The organism is Phyllobacterium sp. NPDC097923 (assembly GCF_044760925.1).
In the GTDB taxonomy this organism is placed as follows: domain Bacteria; phylum Pseudomonadota; class Alphaproteobacteria; order Rhizobiales; family Rhizobiaceae; genus Phyllobacterium; species Phyllobacterium calauticae.
Map to the genome: position 1 here is coordinate 1,989,268 of NZ_JBIWBL010000001.1, position 14,810 is coordinate 2,004,077.

The following is a 14,810-nucleotide window of genomic DNA, read 5'->3' on the forward strand; positions in this document are numbered from 1 at the left end:
GGGTTGGGAGGCACGCATGTCACTGAACGAAACGGTAGATCCGTACCGTAAAATAAGCCTGCGCATCATTCCTTTCATGATGGTGCTCTATCTCGTCGCATTTCTCGACCGGGTGAATATCAGCTTTGCGGCCCTCACCATGAATGACGATGTCGGCCTGACACCCTATGTCTATGGATGGGGTGCGGGCATCTTCTTTCTCGGCTATTTCCTGTTTGAAGTGCCCAGCAACGTCATTCTCGAGAAGGTCGGGGCGCGGCTGTGGATCGCCCGGATCATGATCACCTGGGGGCTTGTCTCCGCCGCGATGGCCTTTGTACAGGGGCCATGGAGTTTCTTCATCCTGCGCTTTCTGCTCGGCCTTGCCGAGGCGGGTTTCCTGCCAGGGATGATCCTTTACCTCACCTACTGGTTTCCGGCGGCGCAGCGGGCGAAATTCATCGGCCTGTTCATGGCGGCGGTGCCGCTGGCCAGCGCCATCGGCGCACCGCTTTCCAGCCTGATCATCGGGATCGAGCATGCCTGGGGGCTGAAAGGCTGGCAGTGGCTGTTCATCATCGAGGGCATCCCGTCCTGCCTGCTCGGCCTTGCGGTGCTGCGCCTGCTGCCCAATGGCCCGGCGCAGGCACCCTGGCTGACACTGACCGAACGCCGCATCGTCCAGGAGAGACTGGACAAGGATCACCTCGCCCATTCCGGCCGCGCCCAGCACAGGCTCTGGCCTGCCCTGGTCGACAGGCGGGTGCTGCTCCTCGGCCTTGTCTATTTCGGCATCGTGATCGGGCTCTACGGCATCGGCCTGTGGCTGCCGCAAATGATCAAGGCGATGGGTTTTTCCAACACGCAGGTCGGCTTCATCACCGCGCTCCCCTATCTCGTCAGCGCTATCGCAATGCTGCTCTGGGGCAGGCACAGCGACAAAACCGGCGAACGGGTCTGGCATGTCGCCATTGCCGCGGCGGTCAGCGCCATCGGCTTCATCGGCAGCGTCTATCTCCAGTCCAATCTGGTGGCCCTGCTCTGTCTCGGCATCGCTTCCATCGGCATCTATGCGAGCCTCGGACCCTTCTGGGCTATGCCACCGGTCTTCCTGCAGGGAACGGCGGCGGCCGGCGGCATCGCGCTGATCAATTCTGTCGGCAATCTCGGCGGTTTCGTCGGTCCCTATCTCGTCGGCTGGATCAAACAGAGTACCGGCAGTTTCCAGATCGGTATGGGCGTGCTTGCCTGCTGCCTTGCGGCAGCAGCAGTCATGGTCCTGTTTCTCGGCCGGGAGCTGAAGTCGAGCCGGCATGATGCGATAAGCTGACCCTTATTCGAACAGATCCGGATGGTTTTTCTCGACCTCCGGCAGAGCCCGCAATATTTCGGTGAGGTGGTGGCGCATCGCCGCTTCCGCCGCTTCGGGATCGGCTGCATCGATGGCGGTGACAATTGCCTGATGCTGCTGGATGAGAAGCTGCATGGCTGCCGCATTCAGCAGGGTAAGCTGGCAGGCCCGATCCATATGGGCCTTGAGGTTGCCGACGACCGACCACGCCATGGGGCAGCCCGCGCCTTCCGCAAGCGCAATGTGGAACTGCTCGTCGAATCTCTGGAAAGCGCTGTGGTCGGTTCGCGCGGCGGCACGCGCCTGCGCTTCAAGCGCCTCATCGATCTTTTCCCGGCTTGCCGGATCAAATGCTTCACAGGCACGGCGCACAACGGCACTTTCGATGACCTCGCGCAGAAACCGTGCCTCGCGCATCTTGGCAATGGAAATCTTGACCACCATCGTGCCCCGCTGCGGTAGCACTTCGACAAACTGCTGTTTGCTGAGTGCGATCAGGGCTTCGCGCACGGGCTGGCGCGACACGCCGTAGCGCTCGGCAATCTCCTGCTCCGACAAGCGCACGCCCGGATATAATTCCAGCGAAACAATGGCCCTGAGCAGCTCCTTTTCGAGCCGGTGCGCCGTTGAGCCACCACGGCTGAGATCAATCGTCAAACCTGCTCCTCCAATCCGCTTGCATTGCATCGATTACCATATCATACTACCATACTAGTATATGCCGTGCCAGCCGCGGTCAAGCGACGGCCTGTTTGTGAATCTGAATCCGGTGCCGGATAAACATGGCACCCATGCTGTTTCGCACAGGAATCCGCCTGAACCAAGCAAAGCGTGCATAGAGCCAGCAACACGGCGGGCGGATTGAGGAGTCCGCCATCGTGTCCGAAGCCGTCCTGAGGAAGAACGGCAGCATGGGGTGACGCCGATCATGTCTGGCGTCGGGAACAATCAAGGCCACGGGGAGTGGCCGATGTGGAGGAGAGACTATGAAGGATTTTCGCCTGACACGCCGTGCATTTGGCTTTGGCCTTGCCGGTGCCGGAACATTTGCCATTCTTGGCCGCGCGACACGCGCCGAAGCCGCCCCGGTGACCCTGCGCATGTCGTCGTCCCTGCCCGCCGATCCGAACTCGGCGCACTGGTTGTGGTATGACCGCTTCCAGAGCAGCCTGAAGAACAAGGCCGGCGATGCCGTCGAGATCAAATATTTCCCCGACAATCAGCTTGGCAAGGAAGCCGACATTGTCGGCCAGGTGAAGCTCGGCATTGTCGACATGATGATTTCCGGCTCCTCCATCTGGGGCACGCTTGCGCCGGAAATCGGTGTTCTCGATCTCGGCTATCTCTTCAATTCGATGGATGCGGCCGGACCGGTGCTCGATGGCAGCGCGGGCAAGGTGCTGAACGGCATTTTTGCCGACAAGATTGGCGTCGAGGTGGTCAGCTGGGCCTATAGTCTTGGCGGACGCAATGTGACGGCGCGCCAGCCCGCCAACACGCCCGAACTGCTGAAGGGACAGAAGATTCGCGTTCTGCCGGTTGCCAATTTCGTCGCGACGCTGAAGGCGATGGGGGCTTCGCCCACGCCGATGTCGCTGGGCGAAGTCTACACCGCCCTGCAAACGGGCGTCATTGACGGGCTGGAACATGATGCACCGACTGTCCTGGCGCTGAAGTGCTACGAGGTGGCCAAGCACATTTCCCTCACCCAGCATATCTGCAATCCGCAGACCATCGTCATCGGCAGGCGCGCACTGTCCAAAATACCGGCGGAACACCTGCCCGCCTTCCGCGAGGCCGCGGCGGAAGCCTCCGCCTTCCAGCGCAGCAAGGCAAACGAGATCGAAGCCAGCGCGCTGGCAAAACTGCGCGGCAATGGCGTGACGACGCACGAGGTCGACCGTGCCGCCTTCAAGCAGCTTGTCATGCCGCTCTGGGACGAGTTCGCCAAGGCCTACCCGAGCACCAAGCCCGTGCTTGAATCCATCACCAAGGCCTGAGGTCGCCCATGTCAGTCGAGGCCGCCTTGCCCACCGCCCATGCACCAGCTGTCAGGGGGGCGCCGTTTGTCGGCGCTCTCCTGCGCATCGTCGAAATTCTTGCTGCCATCGCCCTGGCCGCCGATCTCGCGCTGGTCATCATCGCCGTCCTCTGGCGCTTTGTCTTCAACGACACCATTCTGTGGGCCGATGAAGTCGCACGCATGCTGCTTATCACCGTCGCCTTCCTGGGTGGTGCTGCAGCGGTCGCCAAGGGCAATCATGTCGGTATCCGTATCCTGCGGGACAAGCTGGCGCCGCAGCATGCATCCCGCGTGGAAGCGGCCGGTTTGTGGATCGAACTCGGTGTGACACTCGCCGTGGCGGTTTTCGCCATTGAATATTGCGAGTCTGCCTCCACGCAGGTCACCTCCACCGGCCTGCCGCAAAACCTCTTCATGTATCCGCTTATTGTCGGCGGCTTCTGCATGGCCATTTTCACCGCGGCACGGCTGCTGGCCTATCCCAGGGCGGATATCGCAATGGGCCTGGCCGGGCTTCTTGTTCTGGCAGGTGTGGTGACACTCTGGTCAACACTTCTGCCTGATCATGCGCCCAGCCCGCTGGTTCTCATGCTCGGCGGGTTTGCCATTTGCCTGTCCAGCGGCATTCCCATTGCCTTTTCACTGTGCGTCGGCGCCTTGCTCTACATTCTCGGCGATGGCTTCATTCCATTCGCGGTGTTTGCCCAGCAGGCATCCAGCGGTATCGACAATTTCGTGCTGCTTGCCGTACCGTTCTTTGTCCTGACTGGCCTTGCCATGGAAGTGAACGGCATGTCGGTGCGGCTGATTGAGTTGCTGCGCCGGGGTGTCGGCGAGCGCAAGGGCGGGCTCAACATCGTCACCATTCTCAGCATGGTGCTGTTTTCAGGCATTTCCGGCTCGAAGCTGGCGGATGTGACCGCCGTCGGTACGGTCATGATCCCGGCCATGCGGAGGTCGGGCCATGATCCCTCCGAAGGCGTGGCCCTTCTGGCGGCCAGTGCCGTCATGGCGGAAACCATCCCGCCCTGCATCAACCTCATCATTCTCGGCTATGTGGCGAACCTGTCCATCGGCGGCCTGTTTGCGGCAGGCATTTATCCGGCAATCCTGATGGCTGGAGCCCTCATCCTTGGCGTCATCATCTTCTCCAAGAAAGCGCCGCCCGCCCCGGTGGAAACATCGGGCCGTAGTCTCAACAATCTCCTATGGAGCGGTGCAGTCAGCCTTGGTGTCATCGTCATCATTTTTGGCGGCTACCGCTCCGGCTTTGCAACGGCGACTGAAATCGGTGCCTTCGCCGTGGCCTATGCGCTCCTGGTCGGGCGCCTCGTGTTCCGGGAGCTGACATGGCGCAGCACAGTACACCTGTTCATCCGCTCCGCGACGCTTGCCGGTATGATCCTGTTCGTGGTGGCGGCGTCCCAGACCGTTGCCTTCTCGCTGACCATCGACCAGGTGCCGCACATGCTGGCGGAAGCCATGATCAACCTCAGCCACGGTGCTGGCTCCTGGGCATTCATCGTCGCCTCCATCCTGATCCTCATCGTCATGGGGGCGGCACTGGAAGGCGCACCGGCCCTGATCATCTTCGGCCCGCTGCTCATTCCGGTGGCGCAGAGCTTTGGCATCCATCCCCTGCACTACGGCATTGTGCTCATCGTCGCGATGGGGCTCGGCCTGTTCGCACCGCCATTGGGGCTCGGGCTCTACACGAGTTGTGCCGTGGGCGGCGTATCCCTGGAAGCGACGGTCAAGCCAATCGCCAAATATCTGGCGATCCTGTTCATATGCCTCTTGCTGATCGCGTTCATCCCGGACATCACATTGTCGCTGCCGCGCCATATGGGCTTTGTGCACTAGCGGGGAACCACAGCAATCTCGATCCCTTGCGGGAGGGATCGAGCCCCGCGTCAGGCCGTCTTTTCCTCGATTCTGGTATCGTCCTGAATTGCTTCGTCAGGTAAACAAAAAGCAAAGCTACATGAAGCACGCCTGAACGCATCAGCCACCGCCCGGGCAGACGAGTTCAGGCTGGCATCGCCGTGCATCAGAAACAGTTTCCGGGAAAATGGCGGATCAAGCGGACGCACGACACAGCCATCGACAATAGCCGGCAGCGCCAGTTCAGGCACCATGGCCAAGCCGACATGGGACCGGACCATCGAAAACAGCGTTTCCTTTTCCCTCACGCGCACGACAACATCGATTGCAACACCGGCCTCCTCAAGCATCGCGTCGATCTGCGGTCCGCACCCCGTTGCCGATACGACAAAGCGGGCATCCTGCAATTCGGCCAGGAATACGGTCTCGTGCCCGGCCAGGACATGATCGTGCGGAACGAGGAGAAGCAGTTTGTCCTCCATGAAGTGCTCGGCATTCAGACCATCGCATATACCGGCTATGCCGATGTCGATCAGGCCATTTCTGACCCATTCATGCACTTCCTGGTCAGTTCCATCCCAGATATCGAGCCGGATATCGGGAAAATTGCGGCGCAGGTCGCGCAAAGCCGCCGGCGTAATCCGCGACGCGATGCTGGCGACAACGCCGACGCGCACCGTGCCGCAGACATTCCGGTTCTGGCCGAGTTTCCGCAGCCGCTCAATGGCCTGCAGCACGCCGCGTGCTTCTTCGGCAACTTTCTGGCCCATCGCCGTCAGCTCCATATTGCCCCGCTGCCGCTCGATCAGCGGTGCGCCTATCGCGAGTTCCAGGCCGCGGATGGCGTGGCTGACGGCAGACTGGCTTACGCCGATCCGGTCGGCGCCGCGGGAAAACCCGCCTTCTTCCACGATAGCAATCAAAGCCTTCAGCATGGTCAGGTTGATATGAATCTTGCTCATGATGCGCGTCCAGAAGTTTTCATTTTACATGTTTCGATGGCCTATCTATCAGCTCCCCTTGTTTCCGGGCAAGTCAATTTTTTGTATTATAACCCGGTAAAATGCAAAATGAGGCGGCGCCATCCCTAACAGTCTCCCAGGAATCGCGGATTGCACCCCACATCGCCAAGCCACCGATGAACACCCGGCGGCACAGGCTCATACCCTGGCGAATGCAACTCAACTGACCATTGACAGGAAAAATCATGTTCAACCACTTCACGAAATTATGTGTCCGCACCAGCCTGATCGTGGCCATGATGGCAACAGCCGCATGGGCGCAGGAAACAGCGCTGCCCAAGAAGGACATTGCGGGCGCATCGGACAGCCCGGCACTGAAGCGCTATGAAGGCTCGCTCATCCTGAGCCATCTTCACCAGAAATTCACCGACTTCACCTTTCCGCTGTCTCCGCTCGTCGACACGGGCGAGAAGACCGAACAGAGCTATATGGAGATATTCAAGCCCAAGCAGAAGCAGACGGTCGAAGGCGAGCTGACCCGGCTCATTTATCTCACCCCCGAAGGCCGCTCCACGCTCGAGGTCACGCGGAACTATCAGGATGAAATCGCAGCGAAGGGCGGCAAGGTTCTCTATTCCTGCAAGGGCGAAGAATGCGGCGGCAGCGCCGATCTGTCGGCCCGCGTCCCCACGGGCGGCAATGAAGACACCAGCCTGATGATGTACTTCATCGACGAAAGCAAGCTGCAGGCAAAATTCGATGATGCATTGGGCTGCTCGGCCCTGCCGTACAAGATCGATGACCAGCGCTTTTTTGCAGCCAGCTTTCCGCAGGGCGGCGCGGACGCCTATGCGACGGTCCATACCTATCGCATTGCCAAGAGCTTCACCGACGATTGCGCCCGTTTCACCGACCGGACGATCGCCCTCGTCAACGTGGTGGAACCGGAAAAGCGTGAACAGAAAATGGTCACCGTCAATGCCCGCGAAATGGCAACGGCCCTCGATACCAGCGGCCGCGTTGCGCTCTATGGCATTTTCTTCGACACAGACCGGACCGATATCAAGCCGGAATCCGACGCCGCATTGGCGGAGATCGCCAACATGATGAAATCGAACCAGGACCTCAATGTTCTGATCGTTGGCCACACGGATGACGTCGGCAATTTCGACTACAATGTCGACCTGTCCAAGCGCCGGGCTGCATCGGTGACCAGAACGCTGGCGGATCGCTACGGTATCGCGATCGGGCGGCTGCGCTCCTTCGGTGCGGGCATGTCTGCCCCTACTGCAAGCAATGCAACCGAGGAAAACCGCTCAAAGAACCGGCGCGTTGAACTCGTCAAAATGCGCTAACACGCACAATCCGTTGGCGGCGCAAATGCCGCCAACGCGATGTGTTTCAGAGCTTTTAATCTCCGCAGGCGGTTGAATGGCCGACATGGCAATCAGGCACGCCAGCAGGTGTACATTCTCAAAGATCAAGCAGGACACTCATGTGGAACTTCAGTATCAGCCGTTCACTCGGCCTCATGGCGCGCACGGCCCCGTTCATCGCGCTTAGAATTGCGATCTATTTCGGCATGGTCATCGCCTATGTGCTTGTCACATCAACCGGCGCCGGTATCGGATGGGGTATCGGCGGCCTCGGCGACGAAAATTTCCGAGCCAATTCCATCTTCATCGGCGGGCTGTTGGGCTTCTGTATGACCGCAGGAGCACTCTATCTCATGCGGGAATATATCCTCTACGTCGTCAAGGCAGGGCATATTGCCGTGCTGGTGGAGCTCCTCGATGGCAGGCCATTGCCGGACAATCAGGGGCAGATCCAGTACGCCAGAGGCATCGTCGCAAACCGGTTTGCCGAGGCAAGCGTCCTTTTTGCCGTTGACCAGTTGATCAAGGGTGTGCTGACGGCCATCACCGGACTGGTGCAGGGTATCGCAGCCTTTCTGCCCCTTCCCGGCCTCGACCAGCTCATGTCGCTGATCCGGGCATTCCTGCGCATCGCCGTCGGCTTCATCGACGAGGTCATGCTTGCCTACATCATCCGGACCCGCAGCCCCAATCCCTGGCAATCGGCACAGTCGGCACTGGTGCTCTACGGCCAGAATGCGGGAACGATGCTGCGCAACGCCGCGTTCCTGACCGTCATCGTCTACGGCCTGTCGATCGCCGTGTTCCTGGTGATGCTGGCGCCGGCAGCGGCCCTGCTCTACTGGATTCCAGGCGGTTGGACATCAGGCGGTTTCCTTCTCGCCCTCATCTTTGCCTGGGCCGTCAAGGCGGCCCTCATCGAACCGTTTGCCATCACATGCATGATGCAGGTGTTTTTCCGGACGATCGAAGGCCAGTCGCCCAATCCCGAATGGGAAGCCAAGCTGTCGCAACTGTCCGGCAAATTCAGAAAACTCAAGGAAAATGCCGGTCTGGCGGCAACGGCATAAACCGCCAGGACACAAGACGGCCTGCACCCGGAGAGGAATGCCCGGGAGCAGGCCGCAATATCTCACGCGTGATGCCTGCTCACATCCGCATGAACATCGTCCAGAATCTGCTTCAGGACATCCAGCAACTGCCCGATCTGGTCAAGCGTGGCAATGAATGGCGGCGCCAGAACCACGGAGGCGCCGAGCGGACGAATGATGAAGCCGAGATCGCGCGCCGCCTTGGCGATCCGGTCCCCGACGCGATACTCCCCCGCATAGGCGGTCTTGGTTTTCTTGTCCGCCACCATCTCCAGCGCACCCATCAGGCCAAGGCCGCGCGCCTCGCCAACCATGGGGTGTTCGGCCAGCGTGCGCAATCCGGCCTGGAAAACCGGGCCGACCGTGCGAATGTTGTCGAGAATGCCCTCTTCCGTGATGATGCGGATCGCTTCCAGCGAAATGGCGCATCCAACGGGATGACCGCCGGTGGTATAACCATGCGGAAACTCTTCCCAGCGTTCGCAGGCGGCGGTCGCCCGCTTGTCCATGTCGGCCGACAGCATCACGGCGCCCATCGGGAAATAACCCGCCGACATGCTCTTTGATGCCACGATGATATCCGGCCGCAGGCCGACCGCCTGCGCCCCCCACAGATGCCCCGTCCGGCCGAAGCCGCAGATCACCTCATCGGCGACGAGCGGGATGCCATAACGCTGCAGAACCGGCTGGATCATGCGGAAATACCCATCCGGCGGCACGATGACACCGCCCGCCCCCATCACGGGCTCGGCGAACATGCCGGCGATGGTCTCCGGGCCTTCCGCCAAAATCTGCTGTTCGAGCCGGGCGGCAAGCCGGGCGCAATAGTCCTCATCGCTTTCACCCGGCAGCGCAAAACGCCAGCTATGCGGACAGTCAAGGGTAACGATCTCGGCATTGGGCAGACCGAAGGCCCGCACGTAATCCTTGCCCGTCAACGCCGAGGCCATGACGGTGGCGCCATGATAGGCGTTCTTGCGTGTCAGCAGCTTGCGCCGTCTGGGCTGGCCTTCCGCCGCCCACATCATCCACAGGAGCTTGATGACGGATTCATTGGCATCCGAGCCCGAGTTTGTGAAAAAGACACGGCTCATCGGCACCGGCGCCAGTTCAAGCATGCGCTCGGCCAGAGCAACGGTGGGCTTCGAGTTCCGGCCAAAGAAGGTGTGATAACCGGGAAACTGCGCATATTGCCGGGCGGCAACGTCGGCCAGGCGCGTTTCGGAAAATCCCAGCGTCATGTTCCAAAGGCCGGAGTTGCCCTCGAAATAGCGCTTGCCTGCGGTGTCGAAGATATAGGCGCCATCGCCTTTCTCGACGATGGCCGGTCCATCCTCCCGCAGCGATGCCAGATCCGAGAATGTATGAAAGAAGCTGCCAAGTTCCCGGCGCTCCCAAGACTGTACTGTTGCGTCCATGAATCCCTCCAGAAGTAACGATGCGTTGATCGCATCTGCACTTCATGAGAATTCACATATTGCATTTTGTCAATATAAAATGCTTTTTGTTATTGCGAGTATCGCCACCTCGACGAACCAGATATCGCAACAACATCTCGCGGTTCGGCATAAACACGTCCGCTTTCCGGTGTATTCACTACGATGTTTCTTGAAATGGGGATTTAGCCCGGCATCAGGCGATACCAGTGTGAAAATTCTCTATTGCACTATACTTTAGATAAATACGGAAGCGACCCAAGCAGAACACCGGTGTCCTGTCTGCGGATCAGCACGGTGCCGCGACCGGCGGGTGACGTATCAGTCCTTTTCCAGGGAAAGATGCAAATCCCCCGCCCGGACCCGCTCAAGATCGTCCTCGATGTACTTGAATGTCTCATCCCTAGAGATTTGCAGATGCAGCCGCATCAGGGCCGCAGCCACCTGCCTCTCGCCGCGCAGCAGGGCTGCGATGATGTTGCGGTGCTCACCGAGGGAGTCGCGGATGCGGTCGAGCCGGACAAACCCGATATATTCGTTGACCCGCCGGATATTGTTCTGGCGCTCGATGGCGTCAACCAGATGCGCAGACTTGGCGCCGAGCGCGATCAGCCGGTGAAATTTGGCATCCAGATCGAAAAGCCGGCGCTGATCAACTTTTTCGATATTGGCGATTGTATTGGCATGGTCGCGGTCAATCGCCTGAAAGGCCTCGACGTCAACGAAGTAGGGATCGGCCAGAATGGTGGCCGGTTCAAGAATCTGGCGGAACTTGTATCCGCTCTCCAGGGCAGTGGCACTGACGTCGGCAAAAATCCATCCGTGACCGACGGACGGTTCGACCAGCTGGTCGCGCATCAGCCGACGCAGGGTCGACATGAGAATGCCGTGCGGAACCGTATATTTCTGCATCAGCGCCCGCTCGCTGATCACGCTGCCGAGCTGGCCGAGCGCCATGTCGCGCATCACCCTTTCATCCAGCAGCTCATTCTTCTCGGCATCCGTATCAAACACGTCGGCGCTTGCATCCGCGAGGCGAAACCCGCGGTGCTGCTCGTAGCTGACGACACCTTCATTCTGCAGCTGCCAGAGCACCTTGCGCACGGGCGTGCGCGAAATCCCCAGGGCATCGGCAATTTCCGCCTCATTCACCCGGTCGCCGACATGCAGGTCCTCGCCGAACCGTCGTTGCAATTGATCGCGAATCCGTGTCTGAAGTGGTGTGTGCTTGGTCAAGTTCCAATACCCCTTGTAATATTAATTGTACTTTTTCCCAACAAAGAACTTTTATCAATCCTTATACGGTCATTTCCAACATAAAAACGCACTTTTCTGCTTCAAATCATCACATTTGTTCGTTTGCGGACCGCAATGGGGATATCTCCAGGCTGGCGCGACGGCATTCATCCGTCCAGATCATGGCATTGGTCCATGTCCATGCCTGCATGCCCTGACGGGTTGCCGCTCGAAGAATCCTGTAGCGCTTCCATGTTAGCCGGAATAGGAATTGGCAAAAGGAAGGAATCAACCATGGCTCTACGCTTATTCGGATCACTCACCGCAATTGCCATGCTGGCTTTGACCGCCGGCACGGCGCCCGCCTGGAGCAGCGACAGCGTCCAGACGATTGCCTTTATCAGGCATGGTGAAAAGCCGGAAAAAGGCCTGGGCCAGCTCAATTGCCAGGGATTGAATCGCGCCCTCGCCCTTCCCCCGGTGATTGCCAGGACACTGGGCAAGCCCGATTATATTTTCGCACCGAACCCCTCCGATCAGAAGGAAGACGGCGGCGAGAACTATGACTACATCCGCCCTCTGGCCACGATCGAGCCGACGGCCATCTCATTCGACCTGCCGGTCAACGCAAGCATCGGCGTGTCCGAGCGCAAGGACCTTACCAAGGCCCTGAGCAAGCAAAAATTGCGCAATGCCCGCATTCTGGTCGCCTGGGAACACAAGAAAATCGACAATATCGTCAGCGACCTTCTCGAAGCCAACAATGGCGACGCCGGAGCCGTGCCGAAATGGCAGAAAGATGATTTTGACAGCATCTATGTCGTCACGATCACACGAAACGGCGAAACGTCAAAATCGACGTTCGAAATCAAGCATCAGGGCTTGAACGGACAGCCGCAGACCTGCCCGCACTGACGGGACAGGCGTCGAATTCACGCCACCGCATCAGCCCATCAACGGTCGTTGCAATGGGCTGCATGTCTCCGCGCAATTTCCAGTTGTTCTCCGCGCCTATTACCAATAGTTTGGTGACGGGCTGATTGGGTTGTGACGGCATGTTTTGCGTGCCGTTTCGGGGGTAAAAATGATTTTTTGCGATTCAGCGGGACCGGTCTACTCGCCGCAAGACCTGGCAATCATGCGAAAGGCTTATGCTGAAGCTTTCCGCATGCTGGATCTTGGCCCGCGCTCAAAGGTCTATGCGCAGGAAATCTCCCTCATCGTCCTGCAGATCTATACATCAGGCGTATCGGATGTGACGCGGCTTGCTGCGCTTTCGCTTGACCGTGCGGTCCGCAAGAATTTTGAACTGCGCCTGACGCTCGATGCTGCGCGAGCCCATCAGCTACGCCGCGAACAGGCCGAAGCGGCAGCACGCAAGGCTGCCCTGGTGAAGCCAGGGCCCAGCGCGCCGTACCGGCCCGGTTACACACGCGGCTGAAGCCAAAATCCGGTCGCTTGGCGTGCCTCTTGTTTTGACGTGGCAGCGCCTTGGGTATAAACCTGCACGGGCAACTTTCCTCGTCCCTGCAGTCTAAAATGCTCCGAAAATTCAACATTCGCCGCCTCGGTGTCCTTTCCATTCTTCTGGCACCCAGCCGGCTCCGGGCCTTTGCGCGCGGCAGCGAGCTCGGGCTTGTTCTGGCCGCTGCACTGATCGGTCTGGTTGCGGGTGTCGTGGTCACGGGCATGAGCCTGATCACCCAGGAAATGCATCAGCTCATTTTCAAGATCGAAGAAGGCGAACGCCTGAGTTCCATGAGCGCGCTGGATCAGATGATCGTTTTTTCCGCTCCGCTCGCCGGTGGCATTCTGCTCGGAATTCTGGTGCTGATCCTGGCCCGCTGGCGCAAGCGCCCCATGGTCGATCCCATCGAAGCCAACGCCTTGCATGGCGGCCGTCTTTCCCTCAACGACAGCATCATTGTCGCGGTGCAGAATGTCATATCCAATGGTTTTGGCGCATCCGTGGGATTGGAAGCCGGCTATACCCAGCTGGCATCGGGCCTGGCCTCGAAACTTGGCCTGTCGCTGCAGCTGCGCCGGGCTGAACTGCGCATTCTCGTTGGATGCGGCGCAGCGGGCGCCATTTCCGCGGCGTTCAACGCGCCGCTCACCGGATCGTTCTACGCCTTCGAGCTGATCATCGGCTCCTACACCATCACCAGCCTCGCGCCGGTTGTCGTGTCCGCCCTTGTCTCCACCATTGTCGCGCGCGCTCTTGTCGGCAGCGATTTCATGATTGACGTCGGCAGTTTCGGCACTGTCGTTACCGCCGATTATGTGCCCGCCCTGCTGCTCGGCATTCTCTGCGCCGGTGCAGGCATCCTGCTGATGAAGGGCGTCTCCTTTGTCGAGGAACTCGCCCGCAAAAGCTCGGTTCCATCATCGATCCGTCCGGCGATCGGCGGAGCTGTCGTGGGTGCGCTCGCACTGGTTTCGCCGCAGGTGCTGTCCGGCGGTCATGGTGCCCTGCACCTCAATCTCGATCATACCGCAACCATTGCCTCGCTGCTTGGCATCCTCCTGCTCAAATCGACGGCCTCGGCAGTGTCCATCGGCTCTGGCTTTCGCGGCGGTCTGTTTTTCGCGTCGCTGTTCATGGGGGCGTTGCTCGGCAAGATATTCGCTTACTCCGCGCCCTTCATTTTTGCGCATGCCACGCTGACACCGGTAATCTACGCCGTGGTCGGTATGAGTTCCCTTGCGGTCGCCGTCATTGGCGGACCACTGACCATGACCTTCCTGGCTCTGGAAATCACCGGGGATTTTCCGATCACCGCGCTGGTTCTGGCCGCCGTCATCACCGCGTCGCTGACCGTGCGCAACACCTTTGGCTATTCCTTCGCCACGTGGCGCTTTCATCTGCGTGGGGAAAGCATCCGCAGCGCCCACGATGTCGGCTGGATCCGCAATCTCACCGTCGACCGTCTGATGCGCCGGGATGTGCGCACCGCATCGACGCATATGACCATCGCCGATTTCCGCCACGATTTTCCCCTTGGCTCCACCCAGCGCGTCGTGGTTCTCGACGATGCGGGCAAATATGCCGGTATTGTTCTCGTACCCGAAGCCCATTCGGAAATTGTCGATGAATCGGCGTGTACCCAGGAAATCGGCAGCCTGATGAAATACCAGAGCGATTATCTGCACCCGCAGATGAATGCCAAGCAGGCGGTCGGCATCTTCGACAAGACGGAAAGCGAAGCGCTGGCCGTCATCGACAACCTCATCGAGCGCAACGTCGTCGGGCTTCTCACCGAAAGCCATACGCTGCGCCGCTACAGCGAAGAACTCGACCAGCGGCGGCGGGAGATTTCGGGTGAACTGTGAGGCCGGAAACGCGCTGAAACCACCACCGGCACGCCCCGGCCCGATACCTGCGGCAAACTTCATAAAACTGTCATCTGGCAGAAACGGAATATTCAAGGATAGGCGGAAATTATCCGGCTGCAATTTGCATCCATGCCGG

At 59.5% G+C, this 14,810-nt stretch carries 12 protein-coding genes; 8 read left to right on the forward strand and 4 right to left on the reverse strand.

Annotation, left to right across the window (positions count from 1 at the left end):
- Positions 1 to 16: 16 nt before the first annotated feature.
- On the forward strand, positions 17 to 1,309 hold the full coding sequence (locus tag ACIQWS_RS10150; RefSeq protein ID WP_403175957.1) for an MFS transporter: 1,293 nt from the start codon (positions 17 to 19) through the stop codon (positions 1,307 to 1,309).
- Positions 1,310 to 1,312: 3 nt separating this feature from the next.
- Here the strand turns inward: ACIQWS_RS10150 and ACIQWS_RS10155 are convergent, their stop codons facing one another.
- A complete protein-coding gene (locus tag ACIQWS_RS10155) occupies positions 1,313 to 1,987 on the reverse strand; it encodes a GntR family transcriptional regulator (protein WP_223613010.1) in 675 nt (224 codons plus the stop codon).
- Positions 1,988 to 2,316: 329 nt separating this feature from the next.
- Here ACIQWS_RS10155 and ACIQWS_RS10160 point away from each other — a divergent pair, with 329 nt between their 5' ends.
- Positions 2,317 to 3,330, forward strand: a complete 1,014-nt coding sequence (locus ACIQWS_RS10160; RefSeq protein ID WP_346307812.1) for a TRAP transporter substrate-binding protein — start codon at positions 2,317 to 2,319, stop codon at positions 3,328 to 3,330.
- An 8-nt stretch (positions 3,331 to 3,338) separates the two neighbouring features.
- Positions 3,339 to 5,216, forward strand: a complete 1,878-nt coding sequence (locus tag ACIQWS_RS10165; RefSeq protein ID WP_346307813.1) for a TRAP transporter large permease subunit — start codon at positions 3,339 to 3,341, stop codon at positions 5,214 to 5,216.
- Positions 5,217 to 5,266: 50 nt separating this feature from the next.
- On the opposite strand, the gene ACIQWS_RS10170 is transcribed toward ACIQWS_RS10165, so the two are convergent.
- A complete protein-coding gene (locus ACIQWS_RS10170) occupies positions 5,267 to 6,199 on the reverse strand; it encodes a LysR family transcriptional regulator (protein WP_346307814.1) in 933 nt (310 codons plus the stop codon).
- Positions 6,200 to 6,444: 245 nt separating this feature from the next.
- On the opposite strand from ACIQWS_RS10170, the gene ACIQWS_RS10175 reads away from it, so the two are divergent.
- Both ACIQWS_RS10175 and ACIQWS_RS10180 read left to right on the forward strand, forming a co-directional pair.
- Positions 6,445 to 7,554, forward strand: coding sequence for an OmpA family protein (locus tag ACIQWS_RS10175; protein ID WP_346307815.1), 1,110 nt, complete (start codon positions 6,445 to 6,447; stop codon positions 7,552 to 7,554).
- 140 nt (positions 7,555 to 7,694) lie between these two features.
- A complete protein-coding gene (locus ACIQWS_RS10180; protein ID WP_346307816.1) occupies positions 7,695 to 8,645 on the forward strand; it encodes a hypothetical protein in 951 nt (316 codons plus the stop codon).
- Positions 8,646 to 8,707: 62 nt separating this feature from the next.
- Here ACIQWS_RS10180 and ACIQWS_RS10185 read toward each other — a convergent pair whose 3' ends face one another.
- Together ACIQWS_RS10185 and ACIQWS_RS10190 are read right to left on the reverse strand one after the other, a co-directional pair.
- Complete coding sequence (locus ACIQWS_RS10185) at positions 8,708 to 10,084, reverse strand: aminotransferase (protein ID WP_346307817.1); 1,377 nt, start codon at positions 10,082 to 10,084, stop codon at positions 8,708 to 8,710.
- A 339-nt stretch (positions 10,085 to 10,423) separates the two neighbouring features.
- Positions 10,424 to 11,338 (reverse strand): GntR family transcriptional regulator, encoded by a 915-nt coding sequence (locus ACIQWS_RS10190; RefSeq protein WP_403175985.1) that lies wholly within the window; start codon positions 11,336 to 11,338, stop codon positions 10,424 to 10,426.
- Positions 11,339 to 11,632: 294 nt separating this feature from the next.
- Here ACIQWS_RS10190 and ACIQWS_RS10195 point away from each other — a divergent pair, with 294 nt between their 5' ends.
- The 3 genes from ACIQWS_RS10195 to ACIQWS_RS10205 all read left to right on the forward strand — a co-directional run bounded on the left by ACIQWS_RS10195 (position 11,633) and on the right by ACIQWS_RS10205 (position 14,671).
- On the forward strand, positions 11,633 to 12,253 hold the full coding sequence (locus ACIQWS_RS10195; protein ID WP_403175990.1) for a hypothetical protein: 621 nt from the start codon (positions 11,633 to 11,635) through the stop codon (positions 12,251 to 12,253).
- 223 nt (positions 12,254 to 12,476) lie between these two features.
- Positions 12,477 to 12,779, forward strand: coding sequence for a hypothetical protein (locus tag ACIQWS_RS10200; protein WP_346307820.1), 303 nt, complete (start codon positions 12,477 to 12,479; stop codon positions 12,777 to 12,779).
- Between the two features lie 98 nt (positions 12,780 to 12,877).
- Positions 12,878 to 14,671: a chloride channel protein gene (locus ACIQWS_RS10205; protein WP_403175995.1), complete on the forward strand. Its 1,794-nt coding sequence runs from the start codon at positions 12,878 to 12,880 to the stop codon at positions 14,669 to 14,671.
- Positions 14,672 to 14,810 lie beyond the last annotated feature (139 nt).

Excerpts from the sequence above, each read along its gene's own strand:
- ACIQWS_RS10150 (WP_403175957.1), top strand. The coding sequence starts at position 17 with ATGTCACTGAACGAAACGGTAGATCCGTACCGTAAAATAAGCCTGCGC.
- ACIQWS_RS10160 (WP_346307812.1), top strand. The coding sequence starts at position 2,317 with ATGAAGGATTTTCGCCTGACACGCCGTGCATTTGGCTTTGGCCTTGCC.
- ACIQWS_RS10165 (WP_346307813.1), top strand. The coding sequence starts at position 3,339 with ATGTCAGTCGAGGCCGCCTTGCCCACCGCCCATGCACCAGCTGTCAGG.
- ACIQWS_RS10170 (WP_346307814.1), bottom strand. The coding sequence starts at position 6,199 with ATGAGCAAGATTCATATCAACCTGACCATGCTGAAGGCTTTGATTGCT.
- ACIQWS_RS10175 (WP_346307815.1), top strand. The coding sequence starts at position 6,445 with ATGTTCAACCACTTCACGAAATTATGTGTCCGCACCAGCCTGATCGTG.
- ACIQWS_RS10180 (WP_346307816.1), top strand. The coding sequence starts at position 7,695 with ATGTGGAACTTCAGTATCAGCCGTTCACTCGGCCTCATGGCGCGCACG.
- ACIQWS_RS10185 (WP_346307817.1), bottom strand. The coding sequence starts at position 10,084 with ATGGACGCAACAGTACAGTCTTGGGAGCGCCGGGAACTTGGCAGCTTC.
- ACIQWS_RS10195 (WP_403175990.1), top strand. The coding sequence starts at position 11,633 with ATGGCTCTACGCTTATTCGGATCACTCACCGCAATTGCCATGCTGGCT.
- ACIQWS_RS10200 (WP_346307820.1), top strand. The coding sequence starts at position 12,477 with ATGCGAAAGGCTTATGCTGAAGCTTTCCGCATGCTGGATCTTGGCCCG.
- ACIQWS_RS10205 (WP_403175995.1), top strand. The coding sequence starts at position 12,878 with ATGCTCCGAAAATTCAACATTCGCCGCCTCGGTGTCCTTTCCATTCTT.